This is a genomic window from Streptomyces chartreusis NRRL 3882 (genome assembly GCF_900236475.1).
Lineage (GTDB): Bacteria > Actinomycetota > Actinomycetes > Streptomycetales > Streptomycetaceae > Streptomyces > Streptomyces chartreusis_D.
In genome coordinates this window covers 644,116-659,399 of the sequence record NZ_LT963352.1, presented here as the reverse complement: position 1 = coordinate 659,399, position 15,284 = coordinate 644,116, and the positions used below count along the sequence as shown (strand labels likewise).

At 72.7% G+C, this 15,284-nt stretch carries 16 protein-coding genes and 1 pseudogene; 4 read left to right on the top strand and 13 right to left on the bottom strand.

All coding sequences use genetic code 11. From position 1 onward, the window contains the following. Positions 1-5: 5 nt before the first annotated feature. The 4 genes and pseudogenes from SCNRRL3882_RS03055 to SCNRRL3882_RS03040 form a co-directional block, all read right to left on the bottom strand. Positions 6-818: pseudogene (locus SCNRRL3882_RS03055) on the bottom strand (D-alanyl-D-alanine carboxypeptidase family protein); the annotation flags it as partial. Between the two features lie 242 nt (positions 819-1,060). Continuing rightward, a complete protein-coding gene (rho, locus tag SCNRRL3882_RS03050) occupies positions 1,061-2,203 on the bottom strand; it encodes a transcription termination factor Rho (RefSeq protein WP_010044015.1) in 1,143 nt (380 codons plus the stop codon). A 245-nt stretch (positions 2,204-2,448) separates the two neighbouring features. Beyond that, a complete protein-coding gene (locus tag SCNRRL3882_RS03045; RefSeq protein WP_010044018.1) occupies positions 2,449-3,276 on the bottom strand; it encodes a class I SAM-dependent methyltransferase in 828 nt (275 codons plus the stop codon). Between the two features lie 69 nt (positions 3,277-3,345). Next, positions 3,346-3,744: a nuclear transport factor 2 family protein gene (locus SCNRRL3882_RS03040; protein ID WP_010044020.1), complete on the bottom strand. Its 399-nt coding sequence runs from the start codon at positions 3,742-3,744 to the stop codon at positions 3,346-3,348. 70 nt (positions 3,745-3,814) lie between these two features. Between SCNRRL3882_RS03040 and SCNRRL3882_RS03035 the strand changes: the two genes are divergently transcribed. Both SCNRRL3882_RS03035 and SCNRRL3882_RS03030 read left to right on the top strand, forming a co-directional pair. After that, positions 3,815-4,384: a PadR family transcriptional regulator gene (locus SCNRRL3882_RS03035; protein WP_010044021.1), complete on the top strand. Its 570-nt coding sequence runs from the start codon at positions 3,815-3,817 to the stop codon at positions 4,382-4,384. Positions 4,385-4,508: 124 nt separating this feature from the next. Beyond that, on the top strand, positions 4,509-5,234 hold the full coding sequence (locus tag SCNRRL3882_RS03030) for a class I SAM-dependent methyltransferase (RefSeq protein ID WP_010044022.1): 726 nt from the start codon (positions 4,509-4,511) through the stop codon (positions 5,232-5,234). Here SCNRRL3882_RS03030 and SCNRRL3882_RS03025 read toward each other — a convergent pair whose 3' ends face one another. Continuing rightward, positions 5,235-6,056 (bottom strand): alpha/beta fold hydrolase, encoded by an 822-nt coding sequence (locus SCNRRL3882_RS03025; protein ID WP_010044023.1) that lies wholly within the window; start codon positions 6,054-6,056, stop codon positions 5,235-5,237. It lies immediately after the preceding gene. Between the two features lie 29 nt (positions 6,057-6,085). Next, entirely contained in the window at positions 6,086-6,919 is an 834-nt protein-coding gene (locus SCNRRL3882_RS03020) for an alpha/beta hydrolase (protein ID WP_010044025.1), read from the bottom strand. A 151-nt stretch (positions 6,920-7,070) separates the two neighbouring features. Here SCNRRL3882_RS03020 and SCNRRL3882_RS03015 point away from each other — a divergent pair, with 151 nt between their 5' ends. Beyond that, positions 7,071-8,009, top strand: a complete 939-nt coding sequence (locus SCNRRL3882_RS03015) for a helix-turn-helix domain-containing protein (protein ID WP_010044027.1) — start codon at positions 7,071-7,073, stop codon at positions 8,007-8,009. Here the strand turns inward: SCNRRL3882_RS03015 and SCNRRL3882_RS03010 are convergent. The 7 genes from SCNRRL3882_RS03010 to SCNRRL3882_RS02980 form a co-directional block, all read right to left on the bottom strand. Further along, positions 7,966-8,751: a GntR family transcriptional regulator gene (locus SCNRRL3882_RS03010; RefSeq protein ID WP_010044029.1), complete on the bottom strand. Its 786-nt coding sequence runs from the start codon at positions 8,749-8,751 to the stop codon at positions 7,966-7,968. The two genes, SCNRRL3882_RS03015 and SCNRRL3882_RS03010, sit on opposite strands and share 44 nt — an antisense overlap. A 130-nt stretch (positions 8,752-8,881) precedes the next feature. Further along, positions 8,882-10,048, bottom strand: a complete 1,167-nt coding sequence (locus tag SCNRRL3882_RS03005; protein WP_010044032.1) for an EstA family serine hydrolase — start codon at positions 10,046-10,048, stop codon at positions 8,882-8,884. 132 nt (positions 10,049-10,180) lie between these two features. Then, on the bottom strand, positions 10,181-11,149 hold the full coding sequence (locus tag SCNRRL3882_RS03000; RefSeq protein ID WP_010044033.1) for an acetylxylan esterase: 969 nt from the start codon (positions 11,147-11,149) through the stop codon (positions 10,181-10,183). Positions 11,150-11,270: 121 nt separating this feature from the next. Continuing rightward, complete coding sequence (locus SCNRRL3882_RS02995) at positions 11,271-11,855, bottom strand: hypothetical protein (RefSeq protein ID WP_010044035.1); 585 nt, start codon at positions 11,853-11,855, stop codon at positions 11,271-11,273. Positions 11,856-12,193: 338 nt separating this feature from the next. Further along, positions 12,194-12,949 (bottom strand): ferredoxin reductase, encoded by a 756-nt coding sequence (locus SCNRRL3882_RS02990; protein WP_010044036.1) that lies wholly within the window; start codon positions 12,947-12,949, stop codon positions 12,194-12,196. Then, positions 12,942-13,547: a sulfite oxidase-like oxidoreductase gene (locus SCNRRL3882_RS02985; protein ID WP_010044038.1), complete on the bottom strand. Its 606-nt coding sequence runs from the start codon at positions 13,545-13,547 to the stop codon at positions 12,942-12,944. Before SCNRRL3882_RS02985 ends, SCNRRL3882_RS02990 begins: the two co-directional genes overlap by 8 nt. An 85-nt stretch (positions 13,548-13,632) precedes the next feature. Next, positions 13,633-14,124 carry a MarR family winged helix-turn-helix transcriptional regulator gene (locus SCNRRL3882_RS02980; RefSeq protein WP_010044039.1) on the bottom strand — a complete coding sequence of 164 codons (492 nt, stop codon included), beginning with the start codon at positions 14,122-14,124 and terminating at the stop codon, positions 13,633-13,635. A 285-nt stretch (positions 14,125-14,409) separates the two neighbouring features. On the opposite strand from SCNRRL3882_RS02980, the gene SCNRRL3882_RS02975 reads away from it, so the two are divergent. Next, complete coding sequence (locus tag SCNRRL3882_RS02975) at positions 14,410-15,204, top strand: putative protein N(5)-glutamine methyltransferase (RefSeq protein ID WP_010044041.1); 795 nt, start codon at positions 14,410-14,412, stop codon at positions 15,202-15,204. The last annotated feature ends 80 nt before the right edge of the window (positions 15,205-15,284 follow it).

Below are 15,284 nucleotides of genomic sequence, written 5' to 3'. Positions count from 1 at the left end.
ATCACCGTCACCACGAGGGTGCGCCCGTCGCGTCGCGCCGCCGCGACGAGCGTGTTGCCCGCCTTGCTGGTGTATCCGTTCTTGATGCCGATCAGACCCCGGTACGGCTTCACACCGCGGGCGCCGCTCAGCAGCCGGTTGGTGTTGCGGATCGGGTACGACCAGCCTCCGCCGCCGGGGAACCTGGCCTCCACGGTGGCGCAGTACCGCGCGAAGTCGGGGTTGCGCAGCCCGACCCGGCCGAAGACCGCCAGATCGAACGCCGACGACACCTGGCCCGGCGCGTCGTAGCCGTCCGGGGAGACCACGTGTGTGTCGCGGGCGCCCAGGGACCGGGCCTTGGCCTGCATGCGCTGAGCCGTGGCCCGCCAGCCGCCGTTGAGCTCGGCCAGGACGCGCACGGCGTCGTTGCCGGAGTTGAGGAAGACACCCCGCCACAGGTCGGCGACGCGGTAGGTGCGGCCCTCGGTGACCCCGACCATGCTGCTGCCGGCCCCGATGCCGCGGAGCTCTTCCCCGCGGACCGTGTGCCGGATGCCGGCCGGCAGGGTGGGCAGCACCGTGAGGGCGAACAGGGTCTTCAGGGTGCTGGCCGGGGGCAGCGGGCGGTGCGCGTTGTGGGCGGCGAGCACCGCGCCGGTGCGGGCGTCGGCCACCAGCCAGGACAGCGCGGAGGTCTCCGGGAGGCGGGGCGCCCCGGCGCGCGGGCGGACCTGCGTGCCGGGGCGGTGCAGCAGCGAGGAGTGCGGGGCCGCCGCCCTCGGCCCGGCCGGCGGACTGGGTTCCGCCCTGCCGGGACCGGCCGCCGCGGCGGGCATCAGGGCCAGCAGCCCTGCCGCACAGAGCACACAGGTCGACGCGGCCACCCGGGAAGAGATTCCGTTGATCATATGATCAACGTAGAAACGGATGTCCTCCGCACCGCGACGACCGGGCCGGACATCACGCGCGAGCACCCGGATGCCGCACGCACGGCCGACCGGTGCCGATCGCCACGCCCGCCGGGGCGTCCCTGCTCCGGGCCGGCACGGGCAGGCCCGGCTGACGCGACGGCCGCACCTCAGACCGAGGGCAGCGTCGGCTGGACGCGCCGCAGGAACGTCGCGTTGTCCGGGGTCTCGCGCATGCGTTCCAGAAGGGTCTCCAGGGCGCCCTGCCCGTCCCGGTTCTGCAGCACGCGCCGCAGGCCGTGCACGGCCGCCAACTCGCCCGGCGGGAGCAGGAGTTCCTCGCGGCGGGTGCCGGAGGGGATGATGTCGACGGCCGGGAAGACGCGGCGGGACGCCGGCTCGCGGCTCAGGCGGAGCTCCATGTTGCCCGTGCTCTTCAGCTCCTCGAAGTAGAAGTCGTCGGCCCGGGAACCGGTCTCCACCAGCGCCGTCGCGAGGATCGTGAGGGAACCGCCCTCCTCGGCCGACCGGGCGGCGCCGAAGAACCGCTTGGGGCCGGTCAGCGCGGACGCGTCGACGCCCCCGGTGAGGATGCGGCCCCCGGAGGCGGCCGCGTTGTTGTGCGCCCGGCACAGCCGGGTGAGGGAGTCGAGGAGGATCACGACGTCCTCACCGGCCTCGACGAGCCGCTTGGCCCGCTCGATCACGAGCTCCGCGAGCGCGATGTGCTGCCTGGCGCTCCGGTCGAAGGTCGAGGCGTACACCTCGCCCCGCACGCTGCGCCGCATGTCGGTGACCTCCTCGGGCCGCTCGTCGAGCAGCAGCATCATCAGCCGGCACTCGGGATGGTTGCCCGTGACGGCGGCCGCGAGCTGCTGGAGGAGGACGGTCTTGCCGGTCTTGGGCGGGGCCACGAGAAGCCCGCGCTGGCCCTTGCCGACCGGTGCGATCAGGTCGACGACCCGGCCGGCCAGTCCGGCGGCCGGGTGCTCGAGACGCAGGCGCTCGTGGGGATGCAGGGGCGTCAGGTCCCGGAAGTGCCGACGGCCACGCAGTTCCGCGGGCGTACGGCCGTCGACCCGTGCGACGTCGGTGAGACCGCGCCGGTCGCCCAGGGTGCCCTCGACGAGGTCGCCCTTGCGCAGGCCGTGGCGGCGGATCAGGGCGGGGGAGACGGCGGGGTCGTCGGGCGTGGGCCGGCAGTTCTCGCCGCGCAGCTGCCCCTTCCCGCTCGCGTCGATGTCGAGGACGCCGAGGACGGTCCGGGGCCCGGACTGCCGCTGGGCGGGAGCGGTGTCGAGTGTGGTGGTCATGGTGGTGTGTCCTTTCACGGACGGCAGGCATGAGACATGCGAAGGGAGGGGGAGAGGGCCGCGAGGGGAGGGCCTGGGGCACGCCTCCGGCGGCGGGGAACAGCACCTCGGGTACGACAGAGCACGTCGAGATGCCGGGAATGATGGAGAGAGGAAGAATCGCACCGGCGCCCACAGAGAGGGGCGTGCACAAGTGCTCTTCGCAGGTTACCACCCGATGGGGCACCGGGGGAGAGAGATGTACCTCAGTGTGTGGCCAGCAGCCCGTACAGCAGGGGGATCCGCGGCTCGGGCAACCGCCACCAGCCGGACTCCGTACGGACCATCTGCGGCCAGCGCGGCCAGGGAAGTTCGTCGCTTTCCCGCAGCCGCCGGACGGTCAGTCCCGCCTCCGTCAACGCGTTGACGACCTCGCCCATTCCATGCATCCACTCGTAACTGTCCGTGGCGCCCTCGACGGCCGGGCCGTCCGTGTAGGTGTGGGTCGCGTCCCGGTGCACGGGACCGCCGCCGCCCAGGTAGTCGTGGCGCAGGAGCAGCTCGGGGCCCTCACCCGGAGCGGGTTTCGGGCCGAGCGAGTTGAGCAGGGGGTGGAACTCGACGACGTAGAACCGGCCGCCGGGGCGCAGGAGCCGACCGACGACCTCCGCCCACCGGTGCAGGTCCGGCAGGTAGCACAGGGCGCCCTTGCCGGTGTAGACGACGTCGAACTGCCGCCCGTCCAGGGCCTCGTGGGCGTCGTACACGTTCGCCCGGACGTACGTCACGTCCGCGCCGGCCTGCGCGGCGATGCCGGTCGCGGCCGCCACGGACGCCTCGGAGAAGTCGAGGCCGACGGCCCGGGCGCCGCGCCGTGCGAAGGCGATCGTCTCCGTGCCGAGGTGACACTGGAGGTGCAGCACATCACGGTCGGCCAGCTCGCCGAGGTCCTCCCACTCCCAGGGCGCGAACCAGCGCTCGGGGTCGGGGTTTTGGTCGAGACCGTAGAACCGGCTGGCGAGATGGACGGGCGTGCGGGCGTCCCAGTTCGCCTGGTTGGCCCGCATCAGCCGGTCGTGATCGACGGACGTCATGAGGACATCCAACCGTCGGCGCGCCGCGAACGGCGGCAGAACGCGGGAAACGGACCTCGGACGTGTCGCTCACATCGAGTGCGCCCGTGCCTCCTCGGCGATCCGCTCGAACTGCGCGCCCATGGCCGCCGCCAGCGCCTGCGCCGCCGACAACGGACGCACCATCACGGTCAGTTCGTCGATGAGCCCGTCTTCGTCGACGTGGATGAAGTCGCAGCCGTTGAGCTCCCGGTCGCCCACGCGGGCGGTGAAGACCAGGGCGTGGTCACGACCGTTCGCGTCGTTGATCTCGCGCACGTAGCGGAAGTCCTCGAAGACACCGGAGACGGCGCGCAGGATCGCCGCGGTGATCGGCTTGCCGGTGTACGGCTTGAACACGACCGGGCTGGTGAAGACGACGTCCGGCGCCAGCAGCGCCTCGACGGCGTCGAGGTCGAGTGCCTCGACCGCCTCACGGAATGCACGCATCGAACCCCGCCTTGGTCAATTAATTGAGTAGGTGCGGATTAGATTAATCAACCGTTGCTACGCTGTCCACATGTCACTCAAGTACGCCGTGCTGGCCGCCCTCCTGGAGGGGGAGGCCTCGGGGTACGAGCTGTCCAAGGTGTTCGACGTGTCGCTCGCGAACTTCTGGGCCGCGACCCCGCAGCAGCTCTACCGGGAACTGGAGCGTCTCGCGCAGGACGGGCTGATCGAGGCCAGGGTGGTGCGCCAGGAACGGCGGCCCGACAAGCGGATGTTCACGCTCACCGAGGCGGGCCGTCAGGACCTGCGCGCCTTCGCCGTCACGCCGCCCCGCCGGCCCACCGCCATCCGCGACGAACTCCTCATCAAGATCCAGGCCATGGACGGAACGGACCCCGAGGCCACCCGTGCGCTGGTCGAGGAACGCGAGGCGTGGTCCCGCGGCAAGCTCGCCCGCTACGAGCGCGTCCGCGAACGCCTCCTGGCCGGCCGCAGCGAGGAGGAGTACCTGCGGGAGGCCGACCGCATCGGCCCGTACCTCACGCTGATGGGAGGCATCGCCTTCGAGGAGGAGAACCTCCGCTGGTGCGCGCGCGTACTCACCGTCCTGAAGCAGCGAGCTCCCCTAGGGCCTGTCTGACAACCCCCGCCTGCTCCGCGGCGTCCGGCACGCACGTTCGCCGCGAGCGCACGCACCAGACGTCGCGGAGCCCGCCCTCCGGGCGGACGACGGGCATCTGCCGGACAGGCCCTAGGCTGAGCCGATGTTCAGCCCCGAAGGCCCCAGCCTGCGCGAGCTCGCCGCCCAGGCGCTGTCGTCCGTCGAGCGCGGCTACGACCTCCTCGCGCCGAAGTTCGATCACACCCCTTTCCGGACGCCCGACGCGGTCCTCGACGCCGTCGAATCGGCGCTGCGGCGGACGGGACCCTTCGACGCCGGGCTCGACCTGTGCTGCGGAACCGGCGCGGGCGTCGGTGTGCTGGCAGGGGTGTGCCGGGAGCGGGTCGTCGGTGTCGACTTCAGCGCCGGCATGCTCGACGTGGCCCGGGAGCGGGTCCGGCCGACCGGGCCGCCGGTCTCCTTCGTCCGCGCGGATGCCCGCGCCCTGCCCTTCGGGTCCGCCTTCGACCTGGTGGTGAGCTTCGGGGCCTTCGGGCACTTCCTGCCCCGCGAGCTGCCCGGGCTGTTCGCGCAGGTCCGCTCCGTCCTGCGGCCGGGCGGCTGCTTCGCGTTTCCGCTGGTGGCTCCGCCCCGCCCGGGCTCGCTCGGCTACTGGATGCTGCTCGGCTTCGACGCGGTGATGCGGGTGCGCAACGCGCTGTGGCGGCCTCCGTTCGTCATGTACTACCGCGCGTTCCGCTTCGGGGACGTACGGCGTGAACTCGCCCGGGCCGGCTTCCGGGTGGATCTCCACGCGCTGCCGGAGTTCGGCCGACGGCGGGACGGCAGCCCGCGGGTGCGGCTGGTCGTCGCCCGGACTCCGGGTTAGTCAGCCGCGCAGGAAGTTCAGCAGATCGTCGTTGAACGCCTTCTCGAAGTCGCCCACCAGACCGTGCGGGGCGCCCGGGTACACCTTCAGCGTCGCGTCCTTGACGAGCTGGGCGGTCCGCTGGGCCGAGGCGCCGATCGGCACGATCTGGTCGTCGTCGCCGTGCGCGACCAGCGTCGGCACGTCGATCCGCCCGAGGTCCTCGGTGAAGTCGGTCTCCGAGAACTGCGCGACGCAGTCGTAGGCGCCCTTCAGCCCGGCCTGCATGCTCCACATCCAGAACGCCCGCCGCACACCCTCCGACACGGCGGCCCCGGGCCGGTTGAAGCCGTAGAAACTCTCGCTCAGCTCCCAGTAGAACTGCGAGCGGTCCGCCTCCACGGCCGCGCGGATCCCGTCGAAGGCGTCCTTCGGGGTGCCCTCCGGATTGGCCTCCGTCCGCAGCATCAGCGGCGGCACCGCGCCCAGCAGCACGGCCTTGGCGACCCGCGCGGTCCCGTGCCGCCCGATGTACCGGGCCACCTCGCCGCCGCCGGTCGAATGGCCCACCAGGACCGCGTCGCCGAGGTTCAGCGCCTCGATCAGCTCGGCCAGGTCGTCGGCGTACCGGTCCATGTGGTTGCCCTGCCACGGCTGACCCGAGCGGCCGTGCCCGCGGCGGTCGTGCGCGATCGCCCGGAACCCGTGCTCGGCGACCAGACGGGCCTGCCCGTCCCAGGCGTCCGCGTTGAGGGGCCAGCCGTGGCTGAAGACCACGGGCTGACCCTCGCCCCAGTCCTTGTAGTAGATCTCGGTTCCGTCGGACGTGGTGAACGTGCTCATGGGGAATCCTCTCGGTGCGTGGGACGAGATCAGACGAAACGCCGCACGAACGCCAGAGCGGTGTCCGCGACCTCCTGCCAGCCGTGGTCGATGGTCAGGGCGTGGCCCCTGTCCTTGATCTCGATGATCTCCGTGATCCCGGGATTGCGCCGCTGGCGCCGGTACGAGGCGTTGGACAGTGCCCACGGCACGGTGTGGTCCTTCTCGCCCGAGATGATCAGCAGCGGACCGCGCTCCGGGTTCTCGGTGTCGACCTTCGCCTCGGTCCACGGGTTGAGGTTCGCCGTGGCCGCCTGGAACAGCGGCGCGCCCGGTGCCGGTACCGCGAACGTCTCGTACAGCTGCCGGGCCTCCTCCTCGCTCACCGCGTTGGCGAAGGCGTACCGGAACTGGTCGAAGGTGAGCGGCACGGCACGGTTGCGGTTGGCCGGGTTGGTCAGCACCGGCGCCGCCGAGCGCAGCGACGACACGGGCAGCGGCAGCACGCCCCGGAACGGCGCCGGGTCGATCGCGACCGACGCGGCGGACAGGCCCCGCCCGGCGAGAATCTGGGTGAGCAGTCCGCCGAACGAGTGACCGATGACCGCCGGATTGCGCTTCAGGCCGCCGATCAGTCCCGCGAGGTGGTCGGCGACCTGCCCGACCGTCTTGCCGGCGAGGACCTCCGGGTGACGGTTGGCCTCCTCGACGGTGCCGGGGTCGTCGGGCCAGGACAGCGAGACCGGGGCGTACCCGGCCCGCTCGAAGTGCTGCGCCCAGCGGTCCCAGCTGCTCGGCAGCAGCCACAGGCCGTGGACGAAGACGACGGGCGTCCGGCCGGCGGCGTTGGCCCGCTCGATCAGCTCCTCGTCAGGTGTGCTCATTCGGTCGTTCCCCCCTGAAACTCGGTCTCGGTCGCCCCGGACACGCGCAGGGCGTTCGCCTCTGGCCGATACTGGCAGCGGAAGCGGTGGACGGATCGGCTCACGGTGTCCGGTCCTCGACTCACCGTGCCGGGGGCGGGGAGGGCTGGGGATGATCCTTCTGGACACGGCGGAGCTGGCGGCGGACGAGCGCGTGGAGGCCTTCCGTGCCGCCCTGCTGAGTTCGTCCGTGCCGTCGCGCGTCCGCATGGAGGAGAGCGGGGAGCGGGTGTTCGCGCGGATGGAGCGCTGGCACTTCGGCGAGCTCATGCTCTTCACGAGCAGTTCCTCCGGCTGGGCAGTGACCCGTAGCCCCCGCTGTCTGCGTCTTGAGGGTCCGTCGATGGTCTCCCTGTCCCTCCAGGTCCACGGCACGGGCCGGTTCGGCCAGTCGGACCGGCAGGACCTGGTCGAACCAGGCGAGCTGATGCTCAACGACCTGACGATCCCCTACGAGTTCGCCTGGTCGGGCCGCGGGGGCGCACGGGCCCTCCAGGTGCCGTACGACCTCCTCGGCGTGCCCCCGCACATCGTCCGCCGGGGCGCCGAGCGGCTGCGGGCCAGTCCTCTGTACGACATGGTCCGCGTGCACATCGCCCGCCTTCACGCCGACGCCGACACCCTCGAAGGCGACCCGGGTGCGGCCGCCCTCGGCACGGCCACCGTGGAACTCGTGCGCGCGCTGCTCACCTCCGCCGCCGGAGTGGACGCCGACGCCCGGCCCGTCCCGGCCGAGTCCCTCCTCCAGCGCGTCCTCGCCTACGCCCGCACCCATCTGACGGAACCGGACCTCACGGCCTCCCGTGTCGCGCACGCCCACAACATCTCCGTGCGCGCCCTGTACCGCCTGTGCGCGCGGGCCGGGCTGAGCCTGGAGCAGTGGATCATCGAGCAGCGCCTCGAAGGTGCCCGCGCCGCCCTGGTCTCCCCGGTGGGACGCACTCGGACCATCGCCTCGGTCGCCCGTGCCTGGGGTTTCACCGATCCCAGCCACTTCGCGCGCCGATTCAAGGCCGCGTACGGCGTGACGCCCCGGCAGTGGCGGGCGTAGGCGCCCGGCCCGGCAGGGTGAACTCGTAGACCAGCGCGTCCTGTTGGGCGTCCACCACGAGGTCGGTGATCTCCAGCGGACGCGCGTACTGGTCGTGCACGCGCCGGGTGACCCGCACCGACGGCGTGCTCGCGAGGGGGGTGATGGCGTCGCGGTGGTGCAGGGTCAGACCGGCGCGCCGCATCCAGTCGTAGGCGCGCCGCAGGTGCGCGGCGGCGGTGCCGTCGGCGCGGTCGCGGTAGCGTGCGAGCTCCTCCACCTCCGCGAGCGCCACGGCGGAGAAGGACGTCACGGCGGTACGCAGTCCGCGTCCGTCGGCGGTGGCATACCGGTAGCGGTGGATCAGGGTGGGCCGGTCCGGGGCCAGGCCCAGGGCCTCGGCGTGGTCCGGCGGGGGCGGCTCCCAGGCCACGGTGGCGCGGGCGACCGTGCCCGGTGTCGCTGCCCCGGCGCCGACCGGGAAGGTGAGCGCGGCCGGGGTCTCGACCGGCCGGCCGGGCAGGGTGGCGTGGCTGCCGCGCCGGTCGGTGGCGACGAGGCCGTCGTGACGCAGCAGCTCCAGCGCCTGCCGTACCGTCTCCCGGCTGACCCCGAAGTGTCCGGCCAGCCGCCGCTCGCCCGGCAGCCGCTCGCCGGGCGGCACCGTGCCGTCGCGCAGTTCGCCGAGCAACTCCGTGGCGATCCGCCGGTACAGGGGCTCTCCTTCGGTCGGCGGGTGGTCGTGCGGGGTGGTGCGGGCCATGCCGCGCCTCCTGTTGGTGACGTTCGGTAGCCGTGCGGGCTCATTGCGCCACCAGGTCTAGCATTGGTCTAAACCAGCCGGGAAGGGCGGGCGGGTGGTTCGGCCGAAACCGGCCCGCCCGCACCGACCGTCAGAGTGCGCTGTACAAAGCGTCGATCAGCGCCATCTTCCGCGGGTCGTCCGCGATATGAGGCCCCATCCGGTTCATCACGTAGCCCATCGACACCCCCGCCTCCGGGTCCGCGAGCCCGCAGGAGCCGCCGAAGCCGTCGTGACCGAAAGCGCGCGGATTGGGTCCGTAGGAGCCGTTGGATCCGCTGAGCCACAGCCCGAGCGCCGCCTCGGTCTCGCCCTCGAACCCGGCGCCGAGCACCAGATCCCGGCATCTGCCCTGTCCCTCGCGCACCCGCTCCGCCGCTGCGGGGGACAGGACGCGGTGGCCCCCGTACGAGCCGCCTCCCGCGAAGACGCCGTAGAGCTCGGCGACCGCACGCGCGGTGCCGTGCCCGTTCGCCGCGGGTATCTCGGCGGCCCGCCACCCGGGCGTGCCGGCCGCGGCGGCGGACACCGCGGGGTTGGTCAGCGCGGCGATCGCCGCGGGTGCCAACTGGGCGAAGACGGCGGCCTGTTCACTGCTCGTCGCGACGGGCGGCTGGTCCAGCTCGGCCGCCCGCCCGTAGTCCTTCTCCGGCAGGCCGATTCGGAAGTCGATGCCGAGCGGCCCGGTCACCTCCCGTTCCAGGAAGGCCCCCGGCAGCAGCCCCGACACCCGCCGCACGACTTCGCCCACCAGATGGCCGTAGGTCAGTGCGTGATAGCCGGACGTGGTTCCCGGTTCCCACCAGGGCTGCGTCGCCGCGAGCCGCTGTGTGGTCAACTCCCAGTCGCAGAGCTGCTCCAGCGAGTGCGGTTCACGCAACCCGGCCAGACCGGCGCGGTGGGACAGCAGATGCCGTACGAGCACCTTCTCCTTGCCCGCCGCGGCGAACTCCGGCCAGTACACGGCCACCGGCGCGTCGAGGTCCAGCAGCCCCCGGTCGGCGAGGATGTGCGCGCACAGTGCCACCGGCCCCTTGGTCGTGGACCACACGTTGACCAGCGTGTCCTGTTCCCACGGCCGGGTGTGTGCCGCGTCGGCCCAGCCTCCCCACAGGTCCACCACCGTCCCGCCGCCGACGGTGACGGCCACCGCGGCACCCAGCTCGCCCCGGTCCCGGAAGTTCTCCTCGAACGCGCTGCGTACCGCCGTGAAACGCGGGTCGCAGTGACCGCGCACCTGTGCCTCGTTCTCGGACATGGCCCCTCCACCACTTCGCCGGGCCGGGCCGCAGAGGAGCGGCCCGGGCGCGAAGAACGTACCGACTGGTCGGACTTGGTGGAAGCCTGCCGCCGCTGAAACGGCCGGATCAGTCGCCGGCCGGCGGCGGGATCAGATGTACGAACGCATCCAGCGCAGCTTGGCCGCCTCCTGGAAGGGGCCCCCGCCCTCGTGGTCGTTGAAGTCGTACACCTCGATCGTCTTGTCCTCGTGGTTCCAGGCGTTGAAGGCCGCGAAGACGGTCGAGGGCGGGCAGGTCTGGTCCTCCAGGGCGGCCGAGAAGAGCGCGGGAGCCCCGCCGCGGGTGGCGAAGTGGACGCCGTCGAAGTAGGAGAGCGTGCGCAGGGCCTGCTCGGTACGGCCGCGGTGCGTCTTGAGGTACAGGCCGATCTCGCGGTACGGGTGGCGGTCCGTGATCGTCGCCGCGCGCGGGTAGTCGCACAGGAACGGCACGTCCGGCGCGATGCCCGCCAGGTCCGGGATCAGGCCGCCGACCGCGATCGTGATGCCGCCGCCCTGGCTGCCACCGACAGCGACCGTGCGCGCCGGGTCGGTGAGAGGGTGCGAGCGGGCCGCCTCCACGGCACGCACGGCGTCGGTGAACACCCGGCGGTAGTAGTAGTTCTCCGGCGCGTCGATACCGCGCGTCATGAAACCGGGGTATGCGGGGGCGCCGCCCACCGGGTCGGCCGTGCCGCCGCCCGCTCCCCAGGCGCTGCCCTGCCCGCGGGTGTCCATCACGAAGTGCGCCCGGCCCGTGGACGCCCACAGCAGATGCTCGTGCGGCAGCCCGCGTCCGCCGCCGTACCCGATGAACTCCACGACCAGCGGCAGCGGGCCGTCCGCCCCCGCCGGCAGTATCAGCCAGCCCTTGACGGGGTGGCCGCCGAACCCGGCGAACGTCACGTCGAACACCTGCACCGTGGACAGTCCCGTGTCGACCGGTTCGAAGCGGGCGTCCAGGTCGTGCTCGCGTGCCTCCTGGAGCGTCTTGGACCAGAACGCGTCGAAGTCCTCGGGCTCGGTGGACGCGCTGCGGTACTCGCGGAGTTCGTCGAGAGGAAGGTCGAACAGGGCCATGTAGGACCGCCTTGGGTGAGGAACGGCTGCGGAGACAGTGCGGATGATCACACTACGGGGGCGGTCGGAGGGGCCGCCAGGCCTTTTGCCGCCGCCATTCACCTGCCGTTTGTCGGTCGTGTCACGCGTCGCGATGCGTCCACTCCGGCTCAGTACGGGCCCACTCCCGCTCCCACTCGGCCAGCCGGCGGCGCAGCGCGACCCGGCGCACGACGGAGTGGCCGAGGAGCACCACGAGCACCACACCGCCCGCGGCGCACGTGCCCATGGTGAGGGTGTGCTGCCAGACCGCCGTGCCGTCCACCGGCGGGCTCACGACACGACCCTCGGAGTCGAACCACACGTCCACGACCTCACCCGGCCGGGTGCCCCCGGGGACCCGCGCCGTAGTGGTGCGCGCGCCCTCGCCCGGCTCGGTCCAGCGCACGGTGGCTCGGTACGTGTGCCGCCCGTCTGCCTGCACCGACGGCGGCGTGTCGCCCTTCCGGCCGACGACCTCGGCACGGACGCGGTGGCGCTCGGCCTGTTGCTCCGCGGAGACCGACCGCGCCTCGCCATGGGCCCACCAGGCGGCGGCCGCGCCCGCCAGAGGCGCGCCCACCAGTATCAGGACGGCGACCACCAGCACCGTCCACGCCTCGACGACATCCGACCGGCGCCGCAGCGGACTGTGCCGCCAACGCCAGCCGCGCACCCGGGTTCCCATGTCGACCTCCTCGCCGTCACCGCGGCCGGAGGGCCGGACCGGTCGTGCGGTGGCGGCGCCGCCGCTCCGTCCGCGTCACGTCACGCGTGCGAGTGCCCACACGGGTCAGGTACCCCCTCCGACACACATCGATCGCTCGGCACGGCCCGGGTCGTCGCGTGCCGGAGCTCTTCGGCCGGAGTGCCCGGGCGCGCCGCGGTGAAACACCGGGGCGCGCTGTGGCGAGCCGTACGCCACTCCCTGTGCCGTCACCGGGGGGGGAGGAGCCTGTCACCAACGGGAAGGGCCTGTCACCACCGGGGAGGCCTGTCACCACCGGGGAGGAGCCGCCGTCGAGGTCAGCCGAAACGCTCGATCCGGATGCGGTCCACCGGCTGACCCGCCGTCACGAGCAGCCGGGAGGCGTGCTCGGCGAAGGAGTTGGAGCCGCACACATAGGCCTCCCAGCCGCCGGGAGGCTGCTCGGCCAGGAGCGGCGCCACATGTGCTTCCGCCATACGTCCCACCGCCACACCCTCCGGCGCGCTCCGCGTGAACACGGGCGTCGTCTCGGGTCCGAACTCCCGGGCGTAGATGAGCTCCTCGGGACTGCGCGCGGACACCAGCAGCCGCAGCGGAACCGCCAGGTTCCGCGCCCGGTGGTGCCGGACCATCGACATCAGCGGCACGACGCCGGAGCCGGCGCCGATCAGCAGCGCGGGCCGGTCGCCCGGCCAGGCGAAGAAGCCGCTCACCGGGCCCCGCACCTCGACCTGGTCACCGGGCCGGGCGACGGTGTGGAACCAGCCCGAGACCTCGCCGCCCTCGACGTGATCGAGGGTCAGCTCGACGTGCCCGGAGTCGTCCGGCGCGGACGCGATCGAGTAGTGACGCTGGGCCGCATAGCCGTCCTCGGCGGTCAGCCGCACCATCAGATGCTGACCGGGCAGGTGCCCCGGCCAGCCGGGCACGGCGAACCGGAAGGTGGCGGCACGCGCGGTCTCGCGGCGCATCCCGGTCAGCGTGGCGGTCCGCCACGCGGAGGCGGCCTGCTCGCTCACGGCGATGCGCCCGGGCACGGCGAACCGCGTGGGGGGCGCGAACGTCTCAGTCACCGGAGTACCTCTGCTCCTGCCAGGGGTTGCCCCGTTCGTGATAGCCGTTCTGCTCCCAGAAACCCGGCTCGTCGTGGTCGAGGATCCGCAGGCCCGCTATCCACTTGGCGCTCTTCCAGAAGTACAGGTGCGGCACCAGCAGCCGCGCCGGGCCGCCGTGCTCCGGGGCGAGCGGCCCGCCGTCGTACTCCCACACGATCCAGGCGCGCCCGCCGGTCAGGTCGGCGAGCGGGAGGTTCGTGGTGTAGCCGGTGTGCGAGTAGGCGACGGCATGGGTGGCCGACCCATGGGGCCGGACCACATCCCAGAACGCGTCCAGGGACACCCCTGCGAACCGCACCCCGAACTTCGACCAGCTCGTCACACAGTGGATGGCGCCCTCGTAGGCCGACGGCGGCAGCCGGTGCGCCTCCTCCCAGTCCCAGGTGCGCGGCTCGTCCACCAGACCGTCGATACGGAACGTCCAGTCGGCCGGCGCGAGGTCCGGCGTGACCTCGGCGGACAGCACGGGCCAGTCGTCGCCCGCGTCGTACTGGCCGGGCGGCAGACCGGGGTCGTCCCCGCGTGGGCGCCCGGTGAAGCCTCGGGTGATGTGCATGCGGTGTGCCTCCGGGCCGGGCCGGCGGTGCCCCGCCGGCCGGCGTCTCAGTGATTGCGTATTCAACCGTACGTGCGGCGCGCACCTAGTCGTGCGCAGGTGTGGTGCGCGCCTGGTCGTCCGTAGGTGCGGTGCGACCCTGGTCGTGCCGGCCGGGAGCCGGGCCCGCGTTGTAGCGCACGAGGTAGTCGGCGAATCGCGCCAGGTCCTCGGCCGGCCAGTCCGCCAGCCGCTCCCGGAAGGCCGCGCGGCGGCTCTCGGTGACCTGGGCCAGGATGCGCCGGCCGGCCTCCGTCAGATGCAGGACCAGGACGCGCTGGTCCTCCGCGTCGGGGCGGCGTTCGATCAGACCGGCGCGTTCCAGGGCGGCCACCTGACGGCTGACGGTGGACTTGTCCAGGGCGTAGTGGACGGCCAGGTCCGTGGCTCGGCATCCGCCGCTCTCCTCCAGGTGCCCGAGCAGTGTGTACGACACCAGAGACAGCTCCGGGTGCATCCGCCCCGCCGCGGCACGGGCGCGGCGGGCGAAGACCGTCATCTCCCGCTGGATGGTCTCCACGGCGTCGGCGGACTTCATCGGACCTCCCTCACCACGTCGGCTTCCCGTCCTCCATGGTTGCATGACCCAACCACCTGTCCCATGGCCTGCCGACGGGGCGATGGACCCGGTGCCGTACCGGTCGGCCGGGCCGTCGGGTAGTGTTGCCGTCCGGCTGTGGACGGACCCGGCCGTCGAAAACCGAGGAGGTGAGACCCATTACCGCTGTGTCAGCCCGGGTGCTCTCTCCTCGATGTCGCGCGGATCGCCGGCCGTAGGCGACCGCCGGAGCGCCCTTCGAATCTCGAAAGGCTCCTGGCTTCCATGCCCTCCGTGTCTCCCGTTCCACCGTCCTCCCGCGGCTCCGTCGTCGCCGCGCTGCGCACCGCCGGCTGCGTCTTCGCCGAGGACGAGGCCGAGTTGATCCTCGCCACCGCTCGCACCCCGGCCGAAGCCGCCGCCATGGTCGAACGCCGTGCCGCGGGCCTGCCCCTCGAAGTCGTCGTCGGCTGGGCCGAGTTCCGGGGCCTGCGCATCACCGTCGACCCGGGCGTCTTCGTGCCGCGCCGCCGCACCGAGTTCCTGGTCGAGCAGGCCCTGGCCCGGGCGCCCGGCGCCGGCGTCGTCGTGGACCTGTGCTGCGGTTCGGGCGCCGTCGGGGCGGCGCTGGCCGCCGGACTCGGCAGCGTGGAACTGCACGCCGCCGACATCGACCCCGTCGCGGTGCGCTGCGCCCGTGGCAATATCGCCGCCGCCGGCGGTCACGTCCACCAGGGTGACCTGTTCGAGGCGCTGCCCGTCGACCTGCGGGGCCGCGTCGGCATCCTCGCGGCCAACGTGCCGTACGTACCGAGCGACGAGATCGGCCTGCTGCCCCCTGAGGCCCGCACCCACGAGCCGCTGGTCGCCCTCGACGGCGGCGTGGACGGCCTCGACGTCCTGCGCCGGGTCGCGGCCGAGGCGCCCCGCTGGCTCGCGTCCGGCGGCTGCGTCCTCGTGGAGACGAGCCGCCAACAGACACCGACCGCCCTCGAGGCCTTCGAACGCAACGGCCTGACGGCACACCTGGCCGTCTCCGATGAGCTGTACGCCCATGTCGTGATCGGCGTCGCACCGTAACGGTCGGAGCGCGCAGCCCAACGCCGGCGGCGGCCCTCAGGGCGTGTATCGAAAGTGCCTGGTGAGGTGAGTGAGAGCCC

Coding starts and splice junctions, on each gene's coding strand:
- rho (WP_010044015.1), bottom strand. CDS start 2,203: ATGACCACCACACTCGACACCGCTCCCGCCCAGCGGCAGTCCGGGCCC.
- SCNRRL3882_RS03045 (WP_010044018.1), bottom strand. CDS start 3,276: ATGACGTCCGTCGATCACGACCGGCTGATGCGGGCCAACCAGGCGAAC.
- SCNRRL3882_RS03040 (WP_010044020.1), bottom strand. CDS start 3,744: ATGCGTGCATTCCGTGAGGCGGTCGAGGCACTCGACCTCGACGCCGTC.
- SCNRRL3882_RS03035 (WP_010044021.1), top strand. CDS start 3,815: ATGTCACTCAAGTACGCCGTGCTGGCCGCCCTCCTGGAGGGGGAGGCC.
- SCNRRL3882_RS03030 (WP_010044022.1), top strand. CDS start 4,509: ATGTTCAGCCCCGAAGGCCCCAGCCTGCGCGAGCTCGCCGCCCAGGCG.
- SCNRRL3882_RS03025 (WP_010044023.1), bottom strand. CDS start 6,056: ATGAGCACGTTCACCACGTCCGACGGAACCGAGATCTACTACAAGGAC.
- SCNRRL3882_RS03020 (WP_010044025.1), bottom strand. CDS start 6,919: ATGAGCACACCTGACGAGGAGCTGATCGAGCGGGCCAACGCCGCCGGC.
- SCNRRL3882_RS03015 (WP_010044027.1), top strand. CDS start 7,071: ATGATCCTTCTGGACACGGCGGAGCTGGCGGCGGACGAGCGCGTGGAG.
- SCNRRL3882_RS03010 (WP_010044029.1), bottom strand. CDS start 8,751: ATGGCCCGCACCACCCCGCACGACCACCCGCCGACCGAAGGAGAGCCC.
- SCNRRL3882_RS03005 (WP_010044032.1), bottom strand. CDS start 10,048: ATGTCCGAGAACGAGGCACAGGTGCGCGGTCACTGCGACCCGCGTTTC.
- SCNRRL3882_RS03000 (WP_010044033.1), bottom strand. CDS start 11,149: ATGGCCCTGTTCGACCTTCCTCTCGACGAACTCCGCGAGTACCGCAGC.
- SCNRRL3882_RS02995 (WP_010044035.1), bottom strand. CDS start 11,855: ATGGGAACCCGGGTGCGCGGCTGGCGTTGGCGGCACAGTCCGCTGCGG.
- SCNRRL3882_RS02985 (WP_010044038.1), bottom strand. CDS start 13,547: ATGCACATCACCCGAGGCTTCACCGGGCGCCCACGCGGGGACGACCCC.
- SCNRRL3882_RS02980 (WP_010044039.1), bottom strand. CDS start 14,124: ATGAAGTCCGCCGACGCCGTGGAGACCATCCAGCGGGAGATGACGGTC.
- SCNRRL3882_RS02975 (WP_010044041.1), top strand. CDS start 14,410: ATGCCCTCCGTGTCTCCCGTTCCACCGTCCTCCCGCGGCTCCGTCGTC.